This is a genomic window from Paraburkholderia sp. IW21, from assembly GCF_041321145.1.
GTDB lineage: Bacteria > Pseudomonadota > Gammaproteobacteria > Burkholderiales > Burkholderiaceae > Paraburkholderia.
In genome coordinates this window covers 400,799-426,780 of sequence record NZ_JBGGWA010000002.1, presented here as the reverse complement: position 1 = coordinate 426,780, position 25,982 = coordinate 400,799, and the positions used below count along the sequence as shown (strand labels likewise).

General features: G+C 60.8%; 26 protein-coding genes and 1 pseudogene. 14 read left to right on the top strand and 13 right to left on the bottom strand.

Translation table 11 applies throughout. The annotated features are described in order from the left end of the window. Positions 1 to 145: 145 nt before the first annotated feature. On the top strand, positions 146 to 1,696 hold the full coding sequence (gene murJ, locus ACAX43_RS05790) for a murein biosynthesis integral membrane protein MurJ (RefSeq protein WP_370707452.1): 1,551 nt from the start codon (positions 146 to 148) through the stop codon (positions 1,694 to 1,696). Between the two features lie 5 nt (positions 1,697 to 1,701). Further along, entirely contained in the window at positions 1,702 to 2,544 is an 843-nt protein-coding gene (locus tag ACAX43_RS05785) for a SirB1 family protein (RefSeq protein ID WP_370707736.1), read from the top strand. Between the two features lie 103 nt (positions 2,545 to 2,647). Here ACAX43_RS05785 and ACAX43_RS05780 read toward each other — a convergent pair whose 3' ends face one another. The 5 genes from ACAX43_RS05780 to lpxK form a co-directional block, all read right to left on the bottom strand. Continuing rightward, positions 2,648 to 3,406 (bottom strand): 3-hydroxyacyl-CoA dehydrogenase, encoded by a 759-nt coding sequence (locus ACAX43_RS05780; protein WP_370707451.1) that lies wholly within the window; start codon positions 3,404 to 3,406, stop codon positions 2,648 to 2,650. A 269-nt stretch (positions 3,407 to 3,675) separates the two neighbouring features. Beyond that, positions 3,676 to 4,341 (bottom strand): adenylate kinase, encoded by a 666-nt coding sequence (adk, locus tag ACAX43_RS05775; RefSeq protein ID WP_370707450.1) that lies wholly within the window; start codon positions 4,339 to 4,341, stop codon positions 3,676 to 3,678. 215 nt (positions 4,342 to 4,556) lie between these two features. Continuing rightward, a complete protein-coding gene (gene kdsB, locus ACAX43_RS05770) occupies positions 4,557 to 5,357 on the bottom strand; it encodes a 3-deoxy-manno-octulosonate cytidylyltransferase (RefSeq protein WP_370707449.1) in 801 nt (266 codons plus the stop codon). Between the two features lie 138 nt (positions 5,358 to 5,495). Beyond that, entirely contained in the window at positions 5,496 to 5,699 is a 204-nt protein-coding gene (locus tag ACAX43_RS05765) for a Trm112 family protein (RefSeq protein WP_006050060.1), read from the bottom strand. Then, on the bottom strand, positions 5,680 to 6,696 hold the full coding sequence (gene lpxK, locus ACAX43_RS05760) for a tetraacyldisaccharide 4'-kinase (RefSeq protein WP_370707448.1): 1,017 nt from the start codon (positions 6,694 to 6,696) through the stop codon (positions 5,680 to 5,682). The genes ACAX43_RS05765 and lpxK overlap by 20 nt, the downstream gene beginning before the upstream one ends. Before the next feature lie 571 nt (positions 6,697 to 7,267). Between lpxK and xseA the strand changes: the two genes are divergently transcribed. Both xseA and sodB read left to right on the top strand, forming a co-directional pair. Then, the gene (xseA, locus tag ACAX43_RS05755) at positions 7,268 to 8,647 is read left to right on the top strand and encodes an exodeoxyribonuclease VII large subunit (protein WP_370707447.1); all 1,380 of its coding nucleotides are present in this window, start codon (positions 7,268 to 7,270) and stop codon (positions 8,645 to 8,647) included. A gap of 219 nt (positions 8,648 to 8,866) precedes the next feature. After that, positions 8,867 to 9,445 carry a superoxide dismutase [Fe] gene (sodB, locus tag ACAX43_RS05750; protein ID WP_370707446.1) on the top strand — a complete coding sequence of 193 codons (579 nt, stop codon included), beginning with the start codon at positions 8,867 to 8,869 and terminating at the stop codon, positions 9,443 to 9,445. A 147-nt stretch (positions 9,446 to 9,592) separates the two neighbouring features. On the opposite strand, the gene ACAX43_RS05745 is transcribed toward sodB, so the two are convergent. The 6 genes from ACAX43_RS05745 to ACAX43_RS05720 are packed head-to-tail and all read right to left on the bottom strand — an operon-like array spanning position 9,593 to position 14,697. Beyond that, positions 9,593 to 10,996, bottom strand: a complete 1,404-nt coding sequence (locus ACAX43_RS05745; RefSeq protein WP_370707445.1) for an amidase family protein — start codon at positions 10,994 to 10,996, stop codon at positions 9,593 to 9,595. A gap of 12 nt (positions 10,997 to 11,008) precedes the next feature. Next, entirely contained in the window at positions 11,009 to 11,719 is a 711-nt protein-coding gene (locus ACAX43_RS05740) for a DUF1989 domain-containing protein (RefSeq protein ID WP_370707444.1), read from the bottom strand. Between the two features lie 7 nt (positions 11,720 to 11,726). Then, the gene (locus tag ACAX43_RS05735) at positions 11,727 to 12,512 is read right to left on the bottom strand and encodes an amino acid ABC transporter ATP-binding protein (protein ID WP_370707443.1); all 786 of its coding nucleotides are present in this window, start codon (positions 12,510 to 12,512) and stop codon (positions 11,727 to 11,729) included. Positions 12,513 to 12,542: 30 nt separating this feature from the next. Beyond that, complete coding sequence (locus ACAX43_RS05730; protein ID WP_370707442.1) at positions 12,543 to 13,202, bottom strand: amino acid ABC transporter permease; 660 nt, start codon at positions 13,200 to 13,202, stop codon at positions 12,543 to 12,545. After that, positions 13,184 to 13,831 (bottom strand): amino acid ABC transporter permease, encoded by a 648-nt coding sequence (locus tag ACAX43_RS05725; RefSeq protein WP_370707441.1) that lies wholly within the window; start codon positions 13,829 to 13,831, stop codon positions 13,184 to 13,186. Before ACAX43_RS05725 ends, ACAX43_RS05730 begins: the two co-directional genes overlap by 19 nt. 14 nt (positions 13,832 to 13,845) lie before the next feature. After that, a complete protein-coding gene (locus tag ACAX43_RS05720) occupies positions 13,846 to 14,697 on the bottom strand; it encodes a transporter substrate-binding domain-containing protein (protein WP_370707440.1) in 852 nt (283 codons plus the stop codon). Positions 14,698 to 14,803: 106 nt separating this feature from the next. On the opposite strand from ACAX43_RS05720, the gene ACAX43_RS05715 reads away from it, so the two are divergent. Then, positions 14,804 to 15,778 (top strand): LysR substrate-binding domain-containing protein, encoded by a 975-nt coding sequence (locus ACAX43_RS05715; protein ID WP_370707439.1) that lies wholly within the window; start codon positions 14,804 to 14,806, stop codon positions 15,776 to 15,778. Positions 15,779 to 15,930: 152 nt separating this feature from the next. Here the strand turns inward: ACAX43_RS05715 and ACAX43_RS05710 are convergent, their stop codons facing one another. Continuing rightward, positions 15,931 to 16,569: a TetR/AcrR family transcriptional regulator gene (locus tag ACAX43_RS05710; protein ID WP_370707438.1), complete on the bottom strand. Its 639-nt coding sequence runs from the start codon at positions 16,567 to 16,569 to the stop codon at positions 15,931 to 15,933. Positions 16,570 to 16,796: 227 nt separating this feature from the next. Between ACAX43_RS05710 and ACAX43_RS05705 the strand changes: the two genes are divergently transcribed. Together ACAX43_RS05705 and ACAX43_RS05700 are read left to right on the top strand one after the other, a co-directional pair. Continuing rightward, positions 16,797 to 17,198 carry an ester cyclase gene (locus tag ACAX43_RS05705; protein WP_370707437.1) on the top strand — a complete coding sequence of 134 codons (402 nt, stop codon included), beginning with the start codon at positions 16,797 to 16,799 and terminating at the stop codon, positions 17,196 to 17,198. A 49-nt stretch (positions 17,199 to 17,247) separates the two neighbouring features. Further along, positions 17,248 to 18,003, top strand: a complete 756-nt coding sequence (locus tag ACAX43_RS05700) for an SDR family oxidoreductase (RefSeq protein WP_370707436.1) — start codon at positions 17,248 to 17,250, stop codon at positions 18,001 to 18,003. A 125-nt stretch (positions 18,004 to 18,128) separates the two neighbouring features. On the opposite strand, the pseudogene ACAX43_RS05695 reads toward ACAX43_RS05700, so the two are convergent. After that, a pseudogene (locus ACAX43_RS05695) lies at positions 18,129 to 18,599 on the bottom strand (aldo/keto reductase); the annotation flags it as partial. An 89-nt stretch (positions 18,600 to 18,688) separates the two neighbouring features. On the opposite strand from ACAX43_RS05695, the gene ACAX43_RS05690 reads away from it, so the two are divergent. From ACAX43_RS05690 to ACAX43_RS05660, 7 genes are all read left to right on the top strand, one after another. Further along, positions 18,689 to 20,620 carry a diguanylate cyclase gene (locus tag ACAX43_RS05690; RefSeq protein WP_370707435.1) on the top strand — a complete coding sequence of 644 codons (1,932 nt, stop codon included), beginning with the start codon at positions 18,689 to 18,691 and terminating at the stop codon, positions 20,618 to 20,620. Positions 20,621 to 20,831: 211 nt separating this feature from the next. Next, positions 20,832 to 21,701, top strand: a complete 870-nt coding sequence (locus ACAX43_RS05685; RefSeq protein ID WP_370707434.1) for an STAS domain-containing protein — start codon at positions 20,832 to 20,834, stop codon at positions 21,699 to 21,701. A gap of 1 nt (position 21,702) precedes the next feature. Beyond that, a complete protein-coding gene (locus ACAX43_RS05680; RefSeq protein ID WP_370707433.1) occupies positions 21,703 to 22,086 on the top strand; it encodes an STAS domain-containing protein in 384 nt (127 codons plus the stop codon). Next, the gene (locus ACAX43_RS05675) at positions 22,047 to 22,484 is read left to right on the top strand and encodes an anti-sigma regulatory factor (RefSeq protein ID WP_370707735.1); all 438 of its coding nucleotides are present in this window, start codon (positions 22,047 to 22,049) and stop codon (positions 22,482 to 22,484) included. Before ACAX43_RS05680 ends, ACAX43_RS05675 begins: the two co-directional genes overlap by 40 nt. After that, positions 22,469 to 23,461 carry an ATP-binding SpoIIE family protein phosphatase gene (locus ACAX43_RS05670; RefSeq protein ID WP_370707432.1) on the top strand — a complete coding sequence of 331 codons (993 nt, stop codon included), beginning with the start codon at positions 22,469 to 22,471 and terminating at the stop codon, positions 23,459 to 23,461. The genes ACAX43_RS05675 and ACAX43_RS05670 overlap by 16 nt, the downstream gene beginning before the upstream one ends. 1 nt (position 23,462) lies before the next feature. Continuing rightward, positions 23,463 to 25,127, top strand: coding sequence for an ATP-binding protein (locus ACAX43_RS05665; RefSeq protein ID WP_370707431.1), 1,665 nt, complete (start codon positions 23,463 to 23,465; stop codon positions 25,125 to 25,127). Between the two features lie 209 nt (positions 25,128 to 25,336). Continuing rightward, positions 25,337 to 25,915 carry a glycine zipper family protein gene (locus ACAX43_RS05660; protein WP_370707430.1) on the top strand — a complete coding sequence of 193 codons (579 nt, stop codon included), beginning with the start codon at positions 25,337 to 25,339 and terminating at the stop codon, positions 25,913 to 25,915. The last annotated feature ends 67 nt before the right edge of the window (positions 25,916 to 25,982 follow it).

Genomic DNA, 25,982 nt, shown 5'->3' with positions numbered 1-25,982 from the left:
GCGAGAGCGGGACAGGTGAGGTGTGCGGCAGACAACAAAAAACGGTCCGATCCGCTCATCCCAACGAACGTCTGCGGCGCAAATCGGTCCGACTCGCGTTCCGGCTCGTCGTCCGCACCTGCGGCACCCGTATAATAAGCGCCCCATGAATCTATTCCGAGCCCTGCTGACGGTCAGCGGCTTCACGCTGCTGTCGCGCGTGACCGGACTGGCCCGCGAAACGCTGATCGCTCGTGCGTTCGGTGCCAGTCAATACACTGACGCGTTTTACGTCGCCTTCCGTATTCCAAACCTGCTGCGCCGTATTTCCGCCGAAGGCGCGTTCTCGCAGGCCTTCGTCCCGATTCTCGCGGAGTTCAAGAACCAGCAAGGACACGACGCCACCAAGGCGCTCGTCGACGCCACCTCCACCGTGCTGGCCTGGGCGCTCGCGATCCTCTCGGTGATCGGAGTGGTGGGGGCGTCGGGCGTGGTGTTCATTGTCGCGTCCGGTCTCACGCATGAAGGTCACGCGTATGAACTCGCCGTGACGATGACGCGCATCATGTTCCCGTACATCATTTTCATCTCGCTGACGTCGCTGGCGTCGGGCGTGCTGAATACGTACAAGAATTTTTCACTGCCCGCTTTCGCACCGGTCCTGCTGAACGTCGCCTTCATCTTCGCGGCCGTGTTCGTCGCGCCGCGCTTGCAAACGCCGGTCTATGCGCTGGCGTGGGCGGTGATCGCCGGCGGCGTGTTGCAATTCATCGTGCAACTGCCGGGTCTGAAGAAGATCGACATGCTGCCGCGCATCGGCCTGAATCCGCTGAAGGCGCTTGCGCATCGCGGCGTGAAGCGCGTGCTGTCGAAGATGGTGCCGGCGATGTTCGCCGTGTCGGTCGCGCAGATCAGCCTGATCATCAACACCAATATTGCATCGCGCATCGGCCCGGGCGCCGTTTCGTGGATCAACTACGCGGATCGGCTGATGGAGTTTCCGACCGCGCTGCTCGGCGTCGCGCTCGGCACGATTCTGCTGCCGAGTTTGTCGAAGGCGCACGTCGACGCCGATCCGCACGAGTATTCCTCGCTGCTCGACTGGGGTCTGCGCGTCACTTTCCTGCTGGCCGCGCCGAGCGCTGTCGCGCTGTTTTTCTTCGCCCTGCCGCTTACCGCCACGCTATTTCACTACGGCAAGTTCGACGGCAACTCGGTGGTGATGGTCGGCCGTGCGCTGTCGGCTTACGGCATTGGCCTGATCGGCCTGATTCTGATCAAAATTCTCGCACCGGGCTTCTACGCGAAGCAGGACATCAAGACGCCGGTGAAGATCGGCGTCGGCGTGCTGATCGTCACGCAGTTGAGCAACTTTCTGTTCGTGCCGATTTTCGCGCATGCGGGCCTGACCTTGAGCGTCGGGCTCGGCGCGTGCGTCAACGCGCTGTTCTTGTTCCTCGGCCTGCGCAAGCGCGGCATCTACATGCCGTCGAACGGTTGGCTCAAATTCTTCGTGCAGTTGCTCGGCGCCTGTCTGGTGCTCGGCGGCACGATGCATTGGCTGGCGATCAGCTTCGACTGGATCGGCATGCATGATCGCCCGCTCGACCGTATCGTGTTGCTGGGGGCATGCCTCGTTCTGTTCGCCGCGCTATATTTCGGTATGCTTTGGCTGATGGGCTTCAAGTACGCGTATTTCAAAAGGCGAGTGAAGTGATCACGATGACGCGGGTTCTCGACTATTTCAGCACGCTGGTTGCCGACGACGACAGCCTGCCGCTGACCGAGGCAGCGCTCTCGCTCGCGCAGGACGCTTACCCCGATCTCGATCTGCAAGGCACGCTGGCCGAAATCGACGAGCTGGTGGTACGCCTGCAGCGCCGCATGCCGGACGAAGCCGACATCAAGCAGAAGGTCGGTGTCCTGAACCGGTTCTTCTTCCGCGAGCTGGGTTTCGCCAGCAACCTCAACGATTATTACGATCCCGACAATAGCCATCTGAATGCCGTGCTCAGACGGCGCCGTGGCATTCCGATTTCGCTGGCAGTGCTATATCTGGAGATGGCCGAGCAGATCGGCATTCCGGCGCGGGGCGTGTCGTTTCCGGGTCACTTCCTGTTACGCGTGACGACGCCTGAGGGCGACGTGATGCTCGACCCGACCACGGGGCATTCGCTGTCCGAATCGCAGATGGTGGACATGCTGGAGCCGTATGTGGCGTCGGCGGGCGAGTCGGTGAGCCGGGCGCTGCGCATGCTGCTGCAACCGGCCACGCGCCGCGAGATCATCGCTCGCATGCTGCGCAATCTGAAGTCCACTTATCTTCAGACGGAACGCTGGCAGCGTCTGTTGGCGGTGCAGCAGCGTCTCGTGATCCTGTTGCCCGAAAGTATCGAGGAAGTGCGCGATCGCGGTTTCGCCTATGCGCGGCTCGATTATCTGCGCCCGGCGCTCGAGGATCTCGAGCGCTATCTCGGCGACCGGCCGGACGCCGAAGACGCGACGGTGGTGGAGTCGCAGTTGCATGAATTGCGTCAACGCGCCCAGCACGACGATCGCGACTAGAAAGGCGCTTTCTAACGAGTCAAAACAAAACGCCTGCACAGGGTTCATGTGCAGGCGTTTTTCATTGGCGCAGCCGCCTGAAGCGGCACGCTGGATATCCCCGTTACTTCGGCTGCATCCGGATCGCGCCGTCCAGACGAATCACTTCGCCGTTGAGCATCGGATTGTCGAAGATCTGCTTGGCCAGCATCGCGTATTCGGATGGCTTGCCCAGACGCGGCGGGAACGGCACCATCGCGCCGAGCGCGTCCTGCACTTCCTGCGGCATGCCGAGCAGCATCGGTGTTTCGAAGATACCGGGCGCAATCGTCATCACGCGGATCGCGTTGCGCGAGAGATCGCGTGCGATCGGCAGCGTCATGCCGACCACGCCGCTCTTGGACGCCGCATAAGCCGCCTGGCCGATCTGGCCGTCGTACGCGGCCACCGATGCCGTGTTGATGATCACGCCACGCTCGCCATTCGCATTCGGCTCGTTCTTCGACATCGCCGCGGCGGCGAGCCGGATCATGTTGAAGGTGCCGATCAGATTGATGGAGATGGTGCGCGAGAACGACTCGAGCGGATGCGGACCGTCCTTGCCCACCGTCTTGATAGCCGGCGCGACGCCCGCGCAATTGATGAGGCCGCGCAGCGTGCCGAGCTTCGTTGCGGCTTCGACTGCTTGCGTGGCGTCGTCTTCGCGGCTCACGTCGCACTTGACGAACACGCCGCCGAGTTCTTTCGCGAGCGCCTCACCGGCGTCCTGATTCAGATCGGCGAGCACCACCTTGCCGCCATTCTCGACGAACAGGCGCGCCGTGGCCGCGCCGAGGCCCGATGCACCGCCGGTGATCAGGAATACGTTGTCACGAATCTCCATGTCTTCTCCTTTGCTACGGTTCAGTAATGTCTCGATCGAGTATTTTTTCGATGAACGATTGTAACGGCTATGCTGCGATGCGGAAAGCGCAGCGGCGGGTGGGTGGGGGGTGTGTCGCGACACGCAGTGCAGGGAACCGCTACGGATGGCTAATTAATGCGGGGCGTGGCGGACAAATGCAAGCGGAGGTGCGCGCCACGCCACGCGGCGCGCAATAAAAAACCCGCCGGAATGGGCGGGTTTCTCGAACAGCACTTACAGAGGCGAGATTACTTCAACGCGTCGAACGCGCGGGTACGAATGTCTTCGACCGTGCCGAGGCCCGAAATGCGCCGATATTGCGGCGCCTTCAGCGAGCTCGACGGGTCGCCGTTCTTCGCCCAATTGTTGTAGTACTCGATCAGCGGCTTGGTCTGCGCAACGTATACGTCCAGGCGTTTCTTGACCGTCTCTTCCTTGTCGTCGTCACGCTGGATCAGCGGCTCGCCCGTGACGTCGTCAATACCTTCGACCTTCGGCGGATTGAACTTGACGTGGTACGTACGGCCCGACGCGGCGTGCGAGCGGCGGCCGCTCATACGCACGATGATCTCGTCGAACGGCACGTCGATTTCCAGCACGTAATCAATCGCGACACCGGCCTGCTTCATGGCTTCAGCTTGCGGGATAGTGCGCGGGAAACCGTCGAACAGATAACCGTTCGCGCAGTCCGGCTGCTGCAGACGTTCTTTTACCAGGTTGATGATCAGTTCGTCGGTGACCAGTTCGCCGGCATCCATGAAGCGCTTGGCTTCAAGGCCGAGCGGCGTGCCTGCCTTGACGGCCGCGCGCAGCATGTCACCCGTGGAAATTTGCGGAATGCCGAACTTTTCCTTGATGAAGTTCGCCTGAGTGCCCTTACCCGCGCCAGGCGCACCCAAAAGAATCAAACGCATGTGATATCTCCAGATCTATGTGAATTCTTTGGCGGCGCTGCAGCTATCCCACGATTCGTCCAGGGACCCGCGTCGACTGCCGTTTCAAGTCTCGCGCTGCACGTCGAAAACGACGGCGCTGCGAGACGGCAACGGTGCGACCTGGGCAAACCCCGACTCTCGCTCTTTAACGGGAGGCGCGCACAACCGTCCGATTATGCCATGGGTTTTTACGCTCAAGACCCGAATAAAGCCTGTACGCGCGCGAGATCAGCGGGCGTGTCGACGCCGGGCAGCGGCGCATTCTGAGTGACGAGCACCGCGATTCGCTCGCCGTGCCACATCGCGCGGAGTTGTTCGAGCGCTTCGACCTGCTCGATGGGCGATATCGCCAGTTTCGGGTAAGTGCGCAGGAACTGGGCGCGGTACGCGTACAAGCCAATATGCCGGTGGACCACCGCGGGTGCGGGCGGCGCCGGCATGGACGCGACGTTGGGCCAATGGGGCTGATACGCGTCGCGTGCCCAGGGAATTGGCGCGCGCGAGAAATACAGTGCGACGCCACGCGCATCGAGCACGACCTTGACGACGTTCGGATTGAAAATTTCCGCAGGATCGGTGATCGGGTGCGCCGCGGTCGCGATCGCGCAGCCGCTGCTCGCCGCGAGGTGCGACGCGACGCCGCACACGAGCGCCGGATCGATCAGCGGCTCGTCGCCTTGAACGTTCACCACGATTGTCTCGTCGCTCCAGCCGAACTGCGCTGCCACTTCCGCGAGGCGGTCGGTGCCCGACGGATGATCGGCACGTGTCAGCACGGCCTCGAACCCGTGCTCGCGGGCCACATCCAGCACCGCTTGCGCGTCGGACGCGATCAGCACCTGTTGCGCGCCTGATTCGCGCGCACGTTCGGCGACCCGCACCACCATCGGCTTGCCACCGATGTCGGCGAGTGGCTTGTTGGGCAGACGTGTCGAAGCGAGCCGGGCCGGCACGACGGCGATGAACGGAGGAGAGGTGGCGTTAGCGTGGGTCATCGGAAGGACGCGCGGCGATGAAACCGGAAGAAAGCGCTCGCGAGTACACGCGGGCGCTGACGGGAAAAGACGGCAAATGCCGATCAGAAAAGCGGGCCGCGCAAAACGCAGCAGCCGCCCCGCGTGGGCACAACTGAATCAGGCCACGGAGCCCGGATTCAGATCGACCGGCGTGCCTTCCACGGTCTGCCGTGCTTCGTCGACCAGCATCACGGGAATACCGTCGCGGATCGGATAAGCGAGCTTGTCCGCGTTGCAGATCAGTTCCTGCGCCGAACGGTCGTAGCTAAGCGGGCCCTTGCAGATCGGGCAGACGAGAATTTCAAGCAGGCGAGCGTCCACGGACTTTCTCCACAACTAATGCAATGAGGCGATGATCGAGCGCGGCTTCGACCGGGACAACCCAGATGCGCGCGTCGTGCCAGGACCCTAATTTTACCGCATCCTTTTCGGTTATCAGGATGGCGTCGGCGTCCACGTCTGCAAAAGGATTGCGCTCGAACGCATAGTGATCCGGCAAGGCGCGGGTAGCGGGCGTGAGACCGGCCGCGCGCAGCGTCGCGAAAAAACGCTCCGGCGCGCCGATGCCGGCCGCGGCCAGCACGCGCTCGCCGCCAAATTGCGCGAGCGGGCGGCGCAGGCCGGGGTTGTCGAGGTGCCATGCGTCGGCGGGGGCGAGTTTCAGCGCGAACGTGTTCGGCCACGCGGGCAGGGTGCGTGCGTACGGATCGTTGATCAGCGTTGCATCGCGGCGGCGCGACAGCGGTTCGCGCAGCGGACCGGCCGGCAGCAGGAAGCCGTTGCCGCCGAGCCGATGGTCGAAGACCACGAGTTCCGCGTCGCGGGCGAGGCGGTAATGCTGCAAGCCGTCGTCGCTGACGATCACGTCGACTTCGCGATGCGCGGCGCACAGCGCCTGCGCGGCCGCGACGCGATCGGGGCAGACCCACACCGGTGCGCCGGTGCGCCGCGCGATCAGCAGTGGTTCATCCCCGCCGACGCTCGCCGCCGACGCCGGCGTAACGGGCGTCGGCCCCTTGACGCGCGCGCCATAGCCACGCGACACCACGCCTGGCGTCAAGCCGGCTGCGCGCAAGGCTTCGACCAGCGCGATGACGGTCGGCGTCTTGCCGGTGCCGCCGACGGTCACGTTGCCGACCACCACCACCGGCACGCCGACGCGCACGGATTTCAACCAGCCGAGCGAGAAGGCGGTGCGGCGCGCGGCGGCAATCGCGCCGAACACGCACGCGAAGGGCGTCAGTGCCCACGCAAGCGGACCGCGCTGCTGCCATTCGCGCGCAAGGCGAGCTTCGAGACGGTCGTTCAGTTCGCTCATTGGCAAGCCGCACGGACGGACGATGCGCCGCACGTCCGAAGGGGGCAGGACGGCGGCGTGGAAGCGCTAGGCGCATTACGCGAGGCAAGCATCAACGCGATTCTCCGGGCAATCGAAAAGTGAAGCGAAAAAACGAAGCAGCGGCAGCATCCGCTGCGCTCGTGCAGTGTGCCGTATTGGCGAGCGCTGCGGGGGCGTTCGGCATGCTGTCGAACCCGCCACTCTAGCGCGCGTGCGTCCCGCCCGGCAAGTCGCGCATCTTGCGCCGCGCGGCGAGTTGACCCGTCGAGCGACACGCCCAGCCTGTGGATAACTTTGTGGAGAACCTGCCGTTCGATGGCCCGAGAGGGCCGCGCCGAGTGCTCCGTATCGGCAATCACTCTCTTTAATGAGATATAAACACCATATAAATCAATGACATGCTTCGCATCCACGCGGCCTGGCGGGCGATGTGGCGCCATTCGTCTAGCGAGTCCCGCCATGTGGACACTTTTTACAATTCGGACGCCGCGCTGGACGCCGATGGCCGCTCGGTCTATCGTCTGTCCGGCCAGTCAAACATATTCCTCGCATGAATCCCGAAAACCCTTTTTCCTCGTCGGCTACGCCCGGCGGTGAAGTCGTCGTCCCTGTTTCCGCGCTCAACCGCGCGATCGGCACGATGCTCGAACGCTCGTTTCCGCTTGTCTGGGTGGCGGGAGAAGTGTCGAACTTCACGCGTGCCGCGAGCGGCCATTGGTATTTCTCGATCAAGGACGCACAGGCGCAGATGCGTTGCGTGATGTTCCGCGGTCGTGCGCAATACGCCGAATTCACACCGCGCGAAGGCGACCGCATCGAAGTGCGCGCGCTGGTGACGATGTACGAGCCGCGCGGCGAACTGCAACTGAATGTCGAAGCGGTACGCCGCACCGGGCAGGGGCGTCTCTACGAAGCGTTTCTCAGGCTGAAGGCCCAGCTCGAAGCAGAGGGTCTCTTCGCCGCCGAACGCAAACGCGCCTTGCCGGCGCATCCGCGTGCGATCGGCATCGTAACGTCGTTGCAAGCCGCCGCGTTGCGTGACGTCTTGACCACTTTATCCCGTCGCGCGCCGCATATTCCGGTGATCGTCTATCCGGCGCCGGTGCAAGGTGCGGGCGTCAGCGCCAAGCTCGCCGCGATGGTCGACGCCGCCAACGCACGGCGCGAAGTCGACGTGCTGATCGTGTGCCGCGGCGGCGGTTCGATTGAAGACCTGTGGGCATTCAATGAAGAAGTGCTCGCGCGCGCGATTGCAGAAAGCGCGATCCCGGTAGTGAGTGGCGTCGGTCACGAAACCGATTTCACGATCGCCGACTTCGCCGCCGACGTGCGCGCGCCGACACCCACCGGCGCGGCAGAACTCGTCAGCCCGCAGCGCGTATTGTTGCTCCGCGAACTCGATCATCGGCATGCGACGCTCGCCCGCGGCTTCGGCCGCATGATGGAGCGGCGCGCCCAACAACTCGACTGGCTCGCGCGTCGGCTGGTGTCGCCGGCCGAGCGGCTCGCGCGGCAGCGCACGCACCTTCAACAATTGAGCGTGCGGCTGGCATCGGCCGGCGCGCGCCCCGTGCGTGATGCGCGAGCGCGGTTTTCTCTGCTGCAGATGCGCTGGCAGCGTTGGCGCCCGGATCTCGCCGCGCACCAGGTGAAGCTCGGCAATCTCACGCAGCGTCTGGACGCTGCATTGTTACGCCAGCATGAACGTCAGACTGCGCGTATCGAAACGCTCGCGGCGCGGCTCGAAGTGCTGAGTCCGCAGCGCACGCTGGAACGGGGTTATGCAGCGGTGCTCGATGCACAGAGCGGCCGCGCGGTGCGCTCGCCGTCGTCGCTGAAGCCGGGGCGGCGCCTCACGGTGCATCTCGCCGAAGGGGCAGCGGACATTGCGCTTGCCGATGTGCAACCGCGCCTGACCGACGGTTTCTGACACTTCGCCGACAGCTCGCGAAAGCGTACTTTTGACCTCCGCATGGGCCGGGCACGACCCTGCGAAAGCACTAATTACGCTATATGTGCAGCATGTTCGCCGATGCCAGGCATAAAGTCCGCTGGTTTGCGGGGTTATTCCAACTCGCCTACAATCGAGTGCTCTAAAGCGTTATCCGCAGACTCCCCCCACAACAGATACAGACACAAGGAAAGCACCATGGAACATACGCTCCCGCCGCTGCCGTTCGCGAAAAACGCACTCGCTCCGCACATGTCGGAAGAGACGCTCGAGTTTCATTACGGCAAGCATCATCAGACCTATGTGACCAACCTGAACAATCTGATCAAGGGCACGGAGTTCGAGAACCTGTCGCTTGAAGAGATCGTCAAGAAGGCATCCGGCGGTGTGTTCAACAACGCGGCTCAAGTGTGGAACCACACGTTCTTCTGGAACAGCCTGTCGCCGCGAGGCGGCGGTGCACCTGCCGGCGCACTGGCTGACGCGATCAACGCCAAGTGGGGTTCGTTCGACAAGTTCAAGGAAGAATTCGCCAAGACCGCAGTCGGCACGTTCGGCTCGGGCTGGGCATGGCTGGTGAAGAAGGCCGACGGTTCGCTCGATCTGGTGTCGACGAGCAACGCTGCTACGCCGCTGACCACGGACGCCAAGGCCCTGCTGACGATCGACGTGTGGGAACACGCGTACTACATCGACTACCGCAATGCGCGTCCGAAGTTCGTCGAAGCGTATTGGAACATCGTCAACTGGGAATTCGCGTCGAAGAACTTCGCGTGAGATCGCCGGGTTGTAGCGTGACAATATAGTTTGGAATCGGTAGTAAGAATGAAAGCCCTCGAGTTCGAGGGCTTTCTGCTTTCTAGCCGGCGTTCCGTCGAAGTCCGTTGCTCTGCCGCGAGGGCGGTTGCCGCAGATGCGAATCTTTCAACCTGCGACGCTTTCTACGCCACCGTCATCGCGGTGGTCGATCAGGGCTGTTTCTATCAGACTTGCGAGAATCAGGGCTTTGTCCTCCTGCTGGGATGGCAGGAGGAGTTGAATGCCCGTCGGCAATCCGTCCTGATCAGCGCCGGACGGAAGAGATATAGCGACCATGTCGAGGAAACTGGCAAACTTGGTGAGCCACAGCGTTTTCAGATTAACCGAAGCAAACAGGGCATCGTCCGCCTCCAACGATGCAAGATCGGGAGCCGTGTGAGCCACGGTCGGCAAAATCAAAGCTGCTCCACCCAGTTCGTCCCGAACCGCGTCAATCAACTGCAGGCGTTCAGCGCACAACTCGATGTAGCAAGCCGCAGAAACGACTCGGGTCGTCTCGAGCCGTGTGCGAACGCGTGGGTCGAGCGCCGCAGCGCGCGGCGAATTGAGTAGTGTCCGGTGCAGTGCAAAGGCCTCGATTGATCCCAGCCAGCTACAGCATGCATCCAGTTCGGATACCCGCGTGAGCGACGACAACGATCGCGATTCGATGCGCGCGCCCGCGCGCCGCAGCGTGCCGATGACCTTCTCGGTATTGACTCTGACGGCCGGGGCGAGCCTGCTGTCAGAGAGAATCTGATGATCGACGACGAACCGGCGGCCGGCTAAATCATCATCGCGCTGCGGGGGGAGTGCATTGCAATCCCCGCGAAGGATCCGATCCAGCGCAATACAATCCGCGACATTGAATGCGAGCGGGCCAATGCAGTCGAGTGTTGTCGAAAGTGGGAATAGCCCGTCTTTGGCGTACCGTCGGCTGGATGGTTTGAATCCCACCAAACCGTTGAATGCCGCAGGTACGCGAATGGATCCGGCCGTGTCCGTAGCCATCGAGACAGGCGCACAGCCCGTTACAAGCGCAATGGCCGAGCCGGACGACGAGCCGCCGGGTACGCGGCGTCCCGCCAGGTTGTGCGGATTGACTGGGGTTCCGTAGTGGGGGTTAATTCCAAGGCCGGAATAAGCAAACTCGCTGAGGTTGGTTTTGCCCATACAAATCATGCCGGCTCGCGTTGCCTGCGCGACCACAAAGCTGTCTGCCCGGGCGAGTGGCTCATAGCGACGAGTCTCCGAGCCGGCCGTGGTGACCTCACCGCGCACGTCGAAAAGATCTTTCCACGCCACTGGTACGCCATCCAGCGGACTTAGCGGACGGCCGGCACGCCAACGGATCGTCGACGCTCGCGCCTCGTCCTGGGCGCGTTGCTTGAGAACCGTCGTGAACACGCCGCGAGATGCGTCGGCTGCTTCGAGATACACGTCCAATGCTGACGAAGGATCCATTTCGCCGCGCGCATAGGCCTGTGTCAGTTCGATGGCCCCCACGCCATTCAAGTTTTCAATCTTCACTCACCGAACTCCTTAGTTTATTTCCCTTACTTCGAAGTGCACGTCGACCGGCTTTTTGCCGTTAATGCCGTTCAAATCCATCGGGCAGGCAGACATGACCACCACGCAATCCATTGAGGCGGTGAATTCGACAAAGTCGTCAGGTTTGGACACGGTTGGCTGGAACGAAAGCAAACCCTCGGTAGAAACCGGAATGTTCATCCAGAGATTGAGCGGCTGCGGCACAGCACGCGCACGCAGACCAATCGCCAGTAATGCCTGACGCAGATTGTCGGCGCAGTTATCGTGATAGCCTTCAAAGCCGAGGCTGACATACCTTCCCACGTCGCATGCGCCGATCAAGGTGTCGTGAATGCCGGATGATGTATCTGCGTCGAAACGAAGAATCGGGCGGCGTCGATTCGTCAACAGAACATCCCCCACTGCGGGATTGACGCGGGTGATCTTTCCGCGCGTATGTTCAATCGAGAAATACTCGTTGAGGTCGTTCCGATTGAAGACCCACAAGTCGCAAACCTGCGTACCGTGTGTATTCGTGATCCGGATGATTTGCCGGGCATCCAGTTTTACCGCACGAGCGTGTCTCGCGGGCACCACGTAGGTCGTGGCCAGCACAGGACGTCCGTCGGCGGAGATGGGCGATCTGACCGTGTCGTTGTATGTGTCAGGGGTGCCGTGGTCTCGATCGCAACAGGAATTGGCAGGCGAATCGTTTGTTTGCATATTTACCTCATTGGATGTTGGCTGTGCTGGCTGTCGATCGGCTGCGCAGCGGGGTGAGAAACTGTTTGAGCCGCAAAGACGACGGGGTCGTCAGAATGTCGGGCGTGCCCGTCTCGATGATTTCTCCTGCTTCCATGAAAACGATGCGGCTTGAGACTTCTGCGGCAAAACGCATCTCGTGTGTCACCATGACCATTGTCATGCCGTCTTTCGCCAGTCGCATGATGACGTTCAGTACTTCGCCGACGAGTTCTGGATCGAGCGCTGAAGTCGGTTCATCAAGCAACATGACCTCGGGCTCCACGGATAGCGCGCGGGCAATTCCGACCCGTTGTTGCTGGCCGCCGCTTAACCGGCCCGGGTAACTGTCCACCTTCGCGCTCAGTCCGACACGTTCGAGCGTTCGCCGGGCGATCTTTCTCGCCTGCTCGCGATCCATGCGGCGCGCCAGAACCAGAGGTGCCATCACGTTTTCAAGGGCTGTCATGTGCGGCCACAGGTTGAATTGCTGAAAGACCATTGCAGTCGGGCGCCTCACATCTGCAAGTGTTCTCGCGGATTGCAGTGCCCTTGATTCGGGACATTCGAAGTCGTATCCGAGGCTGCGTCCTTTTATGAGGACGACGCCTTCGTCGTAGGATTCGAGAAAGTTCATGCACCGTAACGCCGTGGTCTTTCCCGATCCGGATGGACCGATTAGCGTGACGATCTCGGTGGCATTGACGGCAAGATCAAAGCGCTTCAGCACGCGATGCGTTCCGTAGGACTTTCCAACACCCTTCATTTCGATCATCGTTGTGGTTGGCGGCATCATCTTCACGTTTTAAAAGTTGACCTTTTGCTCGATACGGCGGCCGACGGACGAGATCGCGTAGGCCATCGCCCAATAGGCGAGCGCGAGGAGCGAATAGGGTTCGACAAAGCTGAAAGTTTCGGCAACAACCCGCCCCGCGGTCATCGTGAGCTCCGGCACCGTTACCATGGACGCAAGGGCCGATTCCTTCAGAACGATGATCGACTGGTTGACCAGCAACGGAATCGAAAACCGAAGTGCCTGCGGCGCCTCGATCTTCAGGAACAGCGCAGTCCGTGAAATTCCGAGACTCAGCGCGGCTTCTGCGTGGCCTAACGGTATTCCGCTCCAGGCCGACCGAAATATCTCGGCGAAATAGGCGCTGGCATATAGGGCGAGCGCTCCAATGGCGGCCTGTAGCGCCGATGGTGTAATGCCGATGGAGGGCGCACCGTAGTAGACGATGAATAACTGCACCAGGAACGGCGTGCCGCGCAACACCCATACGTAGGCTTGATAAGCTCGCCCGATTTGCCGCGGAAAATTTCGCAGAGCGGCATGTATCACGAAACCTAGCGCAGCACCGAGAAGGATGCTCGCAACACTGATTTCGCCGGTGACCAATGCAGCCCTGGCGAAGAGCGGTGCACTCGTCAGGACAGTGCTGATGCTCATGACTTTCTCTTCCATGCCGACTCGGCGAAATGTCCACCCCATTGAATGATCGAAATCGACGCCAGATAAAAGAGTGCGGCGATGACGAACATTTCGAGCGGCCGATAGGTGATGCTCACAAGTTGGTTAGCCACCCGGAGCGTGTCGGTCACAGCGATGACCGATACGATTGCAGATCCCTTCACGATGTCCGCTGTCTCTGACAACAGCGAAGGCAGTGTGCGGCGCAGTACTTGGGGGACCTGGATCTTCGTCAACGTCTGGAACTTGCTGAGCCCCATGATCTGGGCGGCTTCGACTTGACCTTTCGATACCGCATTGAAGCCCGCTCTCAGGATTTCCGATTGATACGCCGACGAGTTAAGACCTAGTGCGAGTACCGCAGCGACGTACGGATTCAGTTCAAGACCCAGTGTGGGCGGAATGTAGAAGGTCATCAGCAACTGCACCAGCATCGGGGTACCGCGAAAGAAGCTGACGAATAGTTGCGTGAGCCGGTAAGCCGTGGGGCTGCCCGATTCGCGCAAGATGTGAAGCACGATTCCACCGCAGAACCCCAACGCAATTGCGGCTGCTGATATCGCCACTGTGACCGTTGCACCGCCGGCAAAGGCGGGCAGGTACTCCAGGAGTTGCAGGAACATCGGATGATCCTTTGCTAGTTCTGGTCAGCCGGCGCGGCGACGTGCGTCACGGGCACGGGCATTGGGAAGCCGAACCATTTGATCTGCAACTCACGCATTTTTCCGTTCGAATTGGCTTGCGCAATTCGATCGCTGAAAAACTTAACGAGAGACGCGCTGTCGTTGTCCTTGCGACCGACCCATGCGAAGTAGGCTTGAGGTCCGATCGATGGCTTTACGATGGCAAACGTATCTGGACGTGTCTTGACGAGGGGGGAGAGATTGGCCAAAGATTGCGCTACGGCATCGATTCGCCCCGCTGCCAGATCGGCGTAGGCTTCATCGACCGTCGCATATTCCTTTATGTCTTTCACCGCCGCGTGTCCGTGACTTCTCTGCGTTTTGTCGTAGTGCTGGAGCGCTCTCAATTGCGATGTGCCAACCTGGGCTCCTACCACTCGACCGCTGATGTCTTCCGCCTTCGCAAGGCCGCCGTCGTTGGCTCGCTTGACTAATGCGACGGTTGCATCAGCGACGGGCACGGTGAAAGCAAACTTGTCGTCCCGTTCGGGCGTGATGCCAACCGCCGTGACCACCATGTCGAATTTCCCCGCGGCGAGACCCGGCAGCACCCCTGCCCAAGGCAGGTCCCGCTGCGTCAGCCTGACGCCAGGAAGGCCTTCGAGCACGTAGTGGAGCAAGTCCTCGTCGTAGCCGGTGATCGCACCCTTGCTGACGAATTCGAAAGGCATGAAGGCAGCCTCGGTCGCAATGACGATCTCCTTTCGATTTTTGACCGTTGCCAGCAAATCGCCGGCAGTGGCATTTGCGACTGCCACATAGCAAGCGACTGCGAAAGCCGCTTTCATCCAATGCTTGTGATTCATGCGTCTCCTCCTTTGGGTTCGCCGGGACGGTCTAACGGGACGATCGCAGCTTGTCCTCAGCTTTTTGCCGCCCGGGATACGTGTGGAACGGTGATTAAAGGATACGATGTCGGAAATGACCACGATAGGTGTCGCAATGTCCGATACATCACGACATGTTGTCCTTGATGAGTTGTTTGGCGAGCGCGGAAGTTCTGCGGTGCTCGCTTTCGTCCGCACCGCCCAGGACGGAAGCTTTGCCTGCGCTGCGCGTCAACTGAACATGACGGCGTCGGGGGTGGCCAAGGCGGTACAAAGGCTCGAGCAGCGTATTGGCAGACCGCTGTTCGCGCGAACGACGCGCAGCCTCAAACTCACGGAAACGGGAAGCTTGCTGTTGCGGCATGCGCAACACATCCTCGAGGCGGTGACTGCGGCGGAAGCCGCACTCTCTGAAAGCACCAGCCAGCCACGGGGCCCGTTGCGGGTTAGCATGGCGCCGGCCATTGGCCGGGCAGTTGTTTTGCCAATGCTGGACGCGTTCGTTCGCCGGTATCCGGAAATCCAGCTTGACCTCGCGCTGGAAAGCCGGCGCGTCGATCTGGTAGCGGAAGGCTTCGATCTGGTGCTTCGCACCGGTCAACCCACCGACTCGACTTTGCGGGGGCGGTCGCTAGGCAAGGAGGTTTCGATGCTGGTTGCGGCGCCGACGTATCTCGAGGAAACCGGGATCCCGCGCGAGCCTGCCGATCTCGTCAAGCATCGATGCATCCGGTATCGCAATCCGGATAAAGGGCGGGTGGAGGGCTGGCCCTTGCACGAACTTTCGACGGGCTCGCCCGTTCAGGTGCCCATTACGCTGGTGTCGACCGACTCGGATGCCGTGCGCTTGCTGGCGTTGGCGGGCGCAGGTATCGCGTCGCTTCCGTATTCGGTCACCGGCGCGGCAGTCGACGACGGCAGGCTGGTACCGGTTCTTCGAGACTTCGTGCATCAATATCCCCATGACGAAATCTGGCTGCTTTGGCCAGCGGATCGTCATCATCTGCCGAAGGTTCGCGTGTTCATCGATTTTATCGTCGATGCCTTTTCTCATGCGTAAGCGATCGCGGCAAAGCGGAATCGCGGCCAACGTCGCGAGCCGTGCTGGTATTTGCTGGCTCAACGCTCGTGCCGTGCAGCGAGCAGAAGGCAGCTGATCCGCAAACGAGTCGTGTAGACGTTCCTTAATATGCTTGAGGCGGCGATGTTTCTCTACCGTCGGCGCGAGTGTCCACGCGATTGAATGCCAGGTTGCGGGTCCACGGCGGTGAGGAGATGTTGGCGACCCTCATCAAGAATTTCATTCGCGAGGGCTGGGTCAACATCTGCAACCGCACGCGAAAGCAGCAGCGTACCGACCATCTGGCTGAACAAGGTGATCGCCTTCCCGCGGCTGCCTTCGCTGATCCCCTCCGTCTCTTCGATGACCTTGGCGAACCGTTCGAGGTTTGCCGCGAGACCTTGCGCGTAAGAACCACGCGCCACGTCGCCGAACCGGCGGGCGTCGCCTACAAAACCCGACAAGGGGCAGCCCGCCTCGATGTTCGCACGATGGTCGGGGGACAAGTACCACTGAATGTTGTGCTTGACCGCGTTAGCGTCAGCTGATTTGGCGCTTTCGATTATGGAAGCAAAAGCGTCTCCACCATCTTCCATCGCTTTTTCCATCACTGCGGCGACCAGCGCGTCTTTTGATTTGAAGTGGTTGTAGAACCCGCCCTGCGTAAAGCCTGCCGCCTTCATCAGTTCGGCGAGCCCGACTGCATCGACGCCTCGCTCGCGAAACAGCTTCTCGGCGGCGGCCACGATCGCGCGCCGGTTTTCAACCGCCTGCTGCCTGGAAACACCCACTCTCCCTCCCTTCGGCCGACAACGACCCAATAAGACCCATTGAAAAATACAATGTCGATCACCATTGACATTGCCGGGGCCGGCGCCCACACTCCACGTCAATGACAATGTCATTCACCATTGTCTTAAGTATAGCCTTCTTTACCTGAACGTTCAGGCAACAGGGGGCAAACGGTTATCTGACGCCTGAACGCGTCGTCACCTGAATCTTTAAAGAGGATCTCAATATGACGAAGACAACCCCTGAGCAGAACAAGGCGCTCGCGCTGGAAGCATTCGAGACCCTGTTCAACAAGCGCGACTACCTTGCAGCCGAGCGCTTCTGGTCCGACCGCTACATTCAACATAGCGCGCATATTGCGCCGGGACGCGATGGCTTGTTCAACTTGGTTCGCGCGCTGCCTGACAGCGCGCGCTATGAGAACCAACTGATGGTGGCCGAGGGTGACTATGTCATCGCGCATGGCCGCTTCTCGGCGATCGGCAGGCCGGCTGCGTGGATTGCAGCGGACGTCATCCGCTTTGAAGACGGCAAGCTCGCCGAGCATTGGGACGTCCTTCAGGACGAAGCGACCAGGGCCGAATCCGCAAGCGGTCTGCCGATGTTCGGCGACCGGTTCCCTGCCTGACCACGCGAGCATCAACTACTGAAACTGAAGCATCAACAAGGAAACGATCATGAAACTCACTGGAAACACGATCTTCATCACGGGCGGCGGTTCGGGCATTGGCCGCGGGCTAGCCGAGGCGCTCCACAAGCGCGGCAACAAGGTCATCATCAGCGGCCGCCGGCGCAGCCATCTCGACGAGGTGGTGGCGGCGAATCCCGGTATGGCTGCAATCGAACTCGACATTACCGACGCGACCAGCATCGAGAAGGTAGCGGCACAGCTGATCGCGGACTATCCCGATCTGAACGTGCTGATCAACAACGCAGGGATCATGCAGCCTGACCAGGCGGGCGGTCACATCGACGATGCACTGATGGTGTCCACCATTACGACCAATCTCATGGGGCCGATCCGGATGACGTCGGCGCTAATCGATCACCTCAAGACCAGGAACGACGCTGTCGTCGCGTATACCAGCTCGGTTCTGGCTTTCGTTCCGCTGGCCGTGACCGCCGTGTATTCGTCGACCAAGGCGGCTCTGCATTCGTACATCCTCTCGCAACGCTTCATGCTGCGGAACACGAAGGTTCGCGTACTCGAGATCGCACCGCCCTGGGTGCGCACGGACCTCATGAACAGCCGCGAGGCCGAACAGGCGATGCCGCTCGACGTCTTCATCGATGAAACGATCGCTGTCCTCGGAACGGATGTGGATGAGGTTCTGGTCGAAGGTGCGAAGCAGTTTCGCGAGAACCCGGGACCCGGTGAGCACGCTTTCGTCAATGGCTTGAATGCACAGATGCTGGAAGTGCTGGGTGGATGAATAGCTTCCTGCCGGAAACGTGACGCAGGCAGACCTGATCCCTTTGATAAAAGAGTTCAGGGCTGCCTGCTGCTGTGCCCCTTTTGAACACGCGAGCGCCGCCCCTGGTTGGCGTAACAGAAAAATTAGCGATCGACACGCTGTTGAAGGTGTGCCGGGTAACGATCTCCCACTACTTTGATCTGCTGCAGCGCGACGTCAATGGCCGACAGATCGGTGGCCGACAGGTCGACCGCCACCGCGTCGACGTTTTCTTCCATCCGATGCAGCTTGGTCGTTCCGGGGATCGGCACGATCCACGGCTTCTGCGCGAGCAGCCACGCAAGCGCGATCTGCGCACGCGTGGTGCTTTTGCCGTCGGCGATCTGCCCGAGCACTTCAACCAGATGGGCATTGGCCTTGCGGTTTTCCTCGGAGAAACGCGGCACGACGTTGCGGAAGTCTGTTTTGTCGAAGGCGGTGTTCTCGTTGATCGCACCGGTCAGAAAGCCCTTGCCCGGCGGGCTGAACGGAACGAAGCCAATCCCTAGCTCCTCGAGCGTCGGTAGCACCGTTTCCTCCGGTTCACGCCACCAGAGCGAATACTCGCTCTGCAAGTACCGCGACATGATTGCCATCCGGTTCGGACCCGACATGCGTGTCGGAATGTCCAGTTAAACGCCATGAGCAAGGCGGCGTATCTCCTGTGCAACGCATCTCTGGCGCGAGCACTGGAACAATTCCCCCTAAATTAACGACGCCCGGTGCCGTTATAGAATTGCTTGCCATGACTCCCAGCCTCCAACGGTCAGCGCTTCCTATGCTCGTTCGCAACAATTCCGATCAACACGCCGTTTCGTCCGCTACAACCGCGGCCGGCGATCTGGCGGTCCCGCCGGCGAGCCGGGAATGCCAGGCGTTGACGAGACTCGCGCGGGTTCATTTCGGTGTCGCAACCGCCATGGTTATGGTGTCCGACGCGCGTCGTCAGCGGATGCTTGCGGTCGACGGCGTGTTGCCTGACATGCTGCCTCCGGACCTGTCAGGTCCATCGTTACACGCAAGCATGATGCCGGACAGGACGGTCGTCGTGCCGGATACCTGGCACGACGAGCGTTTTCGCGGCGACGCGTACGGGATCGCAATGCACAGGCCGCGCTTTTACGCGGCCTGTGCGCTGACGAGCGCCGATGGACGCCATTGGGGTGCGCTGTGCCTGCTAGACGAGTTGCCCCGCACGCTCGACGAAGCACAACGCGAGTTCCTGCGCGAATTGGCAGGGCTGATCGCGCACGGATACGAACGCGATCAAGCGCTTACGACGCTGCGTGAGCGCGTGGAAGAACTCGAGGCCGGCGGAGAACGCATGACGCTGGCGCTTGCCGGCAGCGGGACCGGCGTCTGGGACCGCAATGTCGTCACCGGCGAAATCGACTACTCGCGTGCCTGGAAGGCGATCCTCGGCTACGAGGACCACGAGATCGGCAACCGGATCGAAGAGGCCTATCTTCGCTTGCATCCGGACGACATCGAATACGTACGGGCGACGATGCAGACTCACTTTGAAAACAGAACCGACAGCTACGCGGTCGAACACCGGATTCGTTGCAAGGACGGCAGCTACAAGTGGATATGTAGTCGCGGCAAAGTGGTGAAGCGGGACAGCGACGGCCGGGCGTTGCGTATGGTCGGTACGACGACCGATATTACGGCTTTGCGAGAGATGGCCGCGCAGCTTCAGCAATCCATCGAGCTGATCACGAACCTGACCGACGAGGTTCCGGGCCTGGTCTTTCAGTTCAGGCTGATGCCTGACGGGCGTGCATTTTTTCCCTACGCGAGCGACGGAATCCGCGATATTTACGAGTTGACGCCGCACGAGGCCGCCACGAGCGCGGAGACGATCGACGCGCTGATCGATGCACGCGATCTGAACGCATACCGCGAATCGCTTAAGGAATCGGCGGCGAGCCTGTTGCCGTGGCACCTGGAATACCGGGTGCGCCTGCCGCGACAAGGCTTGCGCTGGCGGCTGGGCGATGCGCGGCCGCGACGGCTGGACGACGGCAGCACGCTGTGGCACGGCTTCATCACGGATGTGACCGATCGCAAGCACATCGAGGCCGAGCTGCAGGAGCTGGCGACAATCGATTTCCTGACGCAACTGCCCAATCGTCGCCACTTCATGATGCAAAGCGAGGCAGAATTGGCGCGTATCCGGCGCGCTGAAAGTCGCGTGGCCGCTGTGCTGATGTTCGACCTGGACCACTTCAAGGCGCTCAACGATCGTTGGGGACACCCGGTCGGCGACCGCGCGCTCGGTCACTTCGCCGCGCTGCTCCGGGCTGAAATGCGTGCAGGCGACATCGTAGGCCGACTCGGCGGGGAGGAATTCGCGATGGTGCTACCCGATAACGGTACCGACGCCGCCATCGCGTTCGCGGGACGCGTACAGCAGCGTATGTTAAGCACCCCGTTGTTGTATGACGACGAGCCCATCGTGCTGACGGTCAGCATCGGCATCGACATCATGCGGGCGACGGATGTCGGAACCCAGCAGCCCCTGTCCCGAGGCGACAGGGCGCTTTATCGCGCGAAGGAGCGGGGACGCAACCGAATCGAGATTTATGGTGAGTAGTCTGGCCAGAGGTCCGTCAAACTCCGCCACTTTCGGACCTCGTAATCACCATACGAATCGTGGACAGGTGTATCGCCGCCTGGACCTCAGGATTTCGCGGTCGCATCCTTTATATGACGACTGCGGATTGGACCTGACTCGCTGACGACTTCTGCTAGACGCACTGTATGATGACACTCTGTCTAAATTGAGATAAATACGGGAGCGGACTTTGAGCGAGCAAACAGATTTTGCGGGCATTCTGGAGAAGAACGAAGGATCGATTCTGGCGGCTTGGGTCGAGGGACAATTGTCAGGCAGCACGCGGCAGGGGGCGATCTCGGACGGCGAATTGAAAGAGTCGTCGCGCGCGTTTCTTTCCAGTTTCACCAAGGCGGTGAAAAGTGACTATAACGAGCAACTGAGCGGCGAGGCGTGGCAGCCGATCCGGGCGCACCTGACCGCGTTGTCGCGCGAGCGCGTGATTCAGGGATTTTCGCCTGCGGAGACAGCAACCTTCATTTTCTCGTTGAAAAAACCGCTATTCGACTTGCTGCGTAAAGAGTTCGGCAAGGATTCCGGTCGTCTTGTAGACGAGTACTGGAAGCTCACGCAGACGCTGGACCAACTCGGCCTAATGACCGTCGAGGCTTACCAGAACACGCGTCAGGAGATCATCGAGCGCCAGCAGCAGGAACTCCTCGATTTGACCACGCCGGTGGTGCGGCTGTGGGATTCGATCGTGGCGCTCCCGTTGATTGGTACGCTCGATAGCGAGCGCACGCAGGTCGTGATGGAGAGCCTGCTCGATTCGATCGTCGAAAACGAAGCCGCCATTGCAATCATCGATATCACTGGCGTACCCACGGTCGACACGCTGGTCGCCCAGCATCTGCTGAAGACCGTTGCCGCCGCGCGCCTGATGGGCGCTGAATGCATCATCAGCGGTATTCGTCCGCAGATTGCACAAACAATCGTTCACCTCGGCGTCGACTTGGGCGACGTCGTCACAAAAGCCACGCTTGCCGAAGCCCTCAAGATTGCGTTGCGACGTGTTGGTCTCGCCGTGGGCAAGATCGCGCCCGCGAAGCAGGACAATTGAGATGGAGCAGATTCCAGTTCTCAAGCTCGGTGAATTTCTGCTGGTTTCGATTCAGGTCGAGCTCCATGATGAATTGGTGCTGAGCCTGCAGGACGACCTGACCTCGCGGATTGAGCGTACTCGTGCGAAGGGTGTCCTGATTGACATCTCTGCGCTGGAGATCGTCGATTCTTTCATCGGCCGCACGCTGGGCCATATCGCTGCGATGGCGCGCGTCATGGACGCCGCGACGGTCCTCGTCGGGATGCGACCCGCGGTGGCGATTACGCTGGTCGAGCTGGGCATGTCGCTTAACGGAATCCGTACCGCGCTCGATGTCGATAAAGGCATGGCACTGCTGCGTGCATCGCTGGGCGACGCGGGAGAGTCGCCATCGTTAAATTAAGCGAAGTCGTACTGGACATTCGCTCGGGCGACCAGGTCAATCTTGCGCGTAAAGCAGTCCAGGATTGGGCCACGCGGTTAGCCTTCGGCACGCTCGAGCGGACCAAGTTCGTCACCGCTGCGAGCGAACTAGCCCGCAACACGCTGGTGCACGGCAAGGGGGGCACGCTCACGATTACTGAGGTCAATCACGAGGGCCGGCCCGGCATCAAGCTTGTTTTTGAAGACTCCGGCCCCGGCATCCCCGACATCGAGCATGCGCTCGAGGATGGTTTCAGTACGGCGAGGAGCATGGGTCTCGGGCTGGGCGGCGCGCGCCGGCTCGTCAACGAATTCGAAATTACATCCATCGTGGGGCAGGGTACCAGAGTGAGCATTGTTCAATGGAAGCGACGCTAAGCCTGACGGACAAAAGCGGTGTCGCAGATGTACGCCGGCGTGCGATACATATGGCGCAAGCGCTCGGTTTGTCGGAAAAACTTCAGGCCGACGCTGCCCTGATCGTGACAGAGGCCGCGACGAACATTATCAAGTACGCCGGTCAAGGCGAAATCACGCTCAAAAGTTTTCTGGAAGGCGCCTCTCAGGGACTCGAAATCATCGCGCTCGATCGCGGCCCCGGCATCACCAACCTTGCATCGGCACGTACGGACGGGTATTCGACAGGCGGTAGTTTAGGGGCGGGCCTCGGCACCATTGCGCGACATTCAGCGCTTTTCGACATCTATTCGGTCCCGGGGAACGGCACAGCGTTGCTCGCGCGAATCGCTGACTCGCGTGACGGAGCGTTGAACGGGTTCCAGATCGGCGCCAAATCCACCCCGAAGCCCGGGCAGGCCGTATGCGGTGACGCGTGGGGAGTGAGGCAGATTGGGACGCATCTGTGGATTGCCCTGCTTGACGGATTGGGTCACGGGCCATTGGCAGCGGAGGCAGCGAACCGGGCGGTAAGCATATTCCTCCTGGCCGAGCTCAGCGATAAGCCTGCCGACGTACTGCGTCGCGTTCATCAAGGAATCAAAACAACGCGAGGCGCGGTGATGGCGGTTGCGTTGTTCGATACAGACAAACGAATGATGTCGTTTGCCGGTGTCGGGAATATAGTCGGAATCGTAAGTTCGGGCAGTGAGACGGAGCATCTGATTTCAACCGATGGCACCGTGGGCTATAACATGCGGACCGTTCGCCCCAGCGACGTAGCCTGGTCAAAGGGCAGCGTATTCATCGCGACCACAGACGGCCTCTCCACGCGCTGGAACCTGAATCGTCATCCTGGTCTGACTGACCGGCATCCAAGCCTGATCGCCAACGTCCTGTACCGCGACTTCGCGCGCGACGCCGACGATGCAACGATCATCGTCGTGAAGGCAACTTGACATGCGTCACCGCATTCTTTCGACGCCGATTAGCACGAACCTGAGCCTTGTGGCCATTCGTGACCGCTCGCGACAGATCGGCGAGCTATTCGGCCTTGATAACGTACAGCGGACCCGCTTCATTACTGCTGTATCGGAAATCGCGCGCAATACGGTTCAGTTCGCCGGCGGCGGCACGTTGACGTTTTTCGTGGGCGACGCCACGGACGCCGACGATACGCAGTGCGTGATTGCGCAGGTAAGCGACAACGGTGCCGGCATCACCAATCTCGACGAAATACTCAGCGACTCCCACGGCCGCCCCGGTGAGGCAGGCGTAGGCATTCCTGGGAGCCGGCGCCTGACTGACGGCTTCTTCATTCAATCAGAACCGGGCAAAGGTACGACGGTTACGCTGGAAATATTCCTTCCGCGCGGCACACCACGACTTTCGGGGCGCGAATTGAGTTCCCGTGTCGAGCAACTCATCCGGCGCAAGCCGCAGACGCCGGTCGAGGAACTCGAGCAGCAAAACCGCGAAATGCTCCTGACACTCGAAGAACTGCGTCGAAAGAAAGCAGAGCTCGAGGACGCCGATGTACGGAAAAACGAGTTTCTGGCGATGCTCGCCCACGAATTGCGCAATCCACTTGCCGCAATCTCGCTCGCGCTTGAGTTGGCGGAATGCAATACCGCCGACACTCGTGAGCGGACTTTTGCAGTCATCGGGCGGCAGACCGCGCACTTGTCCCGGATGGTCAACGATCTGCTGGATGTTTCCCGGATCACGCGTGGCAAGGTGGAGTTGCAGACCGAAGTCATCCCGATCGCCGCTCTGATTGACGGCGGAATTGAAATCTCACTGCCGGAGCTGAGTCGACGCGGCCATCGCGTTCAAGTCGAGTATCCTGGTGAACCTGTGTCGGTTCGAGTCGACGTCGCGCGACTCAAGCAGGTTTTCAACAACATCATCCACAATGCCGCGCGCTATACGTTGCAGCCCGACACGATCGAAATAAGGGCCGCGCGCGTGGGTAATGAGGTTCAGGTCACGGTCGCTGACCAAGGGGTGGGCATTGATGCTGCCATGCTGCCGCGCGTGTTCGACCTGTTTGCTCAGGCATCTACCGCGATCGGACGACAGGATGCCGGGCTCGGGATAGGCTTGACGGTCGTGCAGCGACTCGTGCGGGATCATGGCGGATCGGTGGCTGCCTTCAGCGATGGCGCCGGCACGGGCAGCCGTATCGTTGTCACCTTGCCGATAGTCGACGAGGAAGTCGCCGAAGTTTCGCCGTCTCCTCCCTACATGAGCGGAAACGGTGGACAGAAAGTACTGGTCGTTGACGACAATAAGGATTCAGCGGATGCGCTGGCGGCGCTTCTGGAACTGCACGGTTATCCATGCGCGGTCGCCTATGACGGTACCAGCGCCTTGACGCTGGCCGAGACGTTCAGCCCCACGGTGGGGGTGATCGATCTCGGCTTACCGGATATGCCGGGGTTCGATGTGGCGATCGCTTTACGCAAAATGCGGATTTCGTCGCCGTTGACGCTGGTCGCGCTAAGCGGATATTCGACCCCTCACTATAAAAGCCATGCCACGCAGGCCGGCTTCAATCATTATTTTTCAAAACCCCTCCCCATCGGCGAGCTTCTGACTTTTCTATCGACGCTTGGGATGTAACTCGGCGCGGTGCTGGCCCGTTGCCGGACAAGTGTCCCCGTGGCGCGCGCCTTGAAGTCGGGGTCGGTACAACGCCGAACATCTCCAAATCTCTGCCGAATGTCTCCGTTGGGTCATGTAAGCGAAAAATTTTCTGTAACGATCCAGTAACCACGGACGCTGCCGATTGGCCTAACGTTTAAATTCCAGTGTCTCTGAAGCGTACGAACATGATTTCCAGCACTAAGTCGATAGGCATTGCCATACCGGCCGCCGTCCTTGCGCTCGCGCTCGGTGGTTGCGCGGTGATGCCACCGAGTGGTCCGAGTGTGGTCGCGCTGCCGCGCAGCGGCGAGTCGCTCGGGCAGTTCCAGCAGGACGACTATGTATGCCGGGACTACGCGAACCGCTCCACGGATCCGAACGGGGCTGCACAGGCGGCGACCACGACCAGCGTGAACAGTGCGGCATTGGGCACGCTCGGCGGTGCCGCCGTCGGCGCGCTGATCGGCGCGGCAGCCGGCAATGCGGGCGCGGGTGCGGCGATCGGCGCGGGCGGCGGATTGTTGATCGGCGGCGCGAACGGCGCGAATGGCGCGCAGTATTCCGCTGCGGGCCTGCAGGCTCGCTACGACGCCGCCTACGCGCAGTGCATGACTTCAAAAGGCAACACGATCTCGCAGCCGCAGGCCCCGGCTTATTACGCGCCGCAGCCGGTCTATGTTGCACCGCAACCGTACTACTATGCGCCACCGCCCAGATATGTCGCGCCGCCGCCGGTGATGTACGCGCCTTATCCGTACTACTGATTTCGATCGGTAGTCTGGTCTCGCTGAAACGAGTCGTTGGCGCCCGCGATCAGGCAAGCTTGTTGCT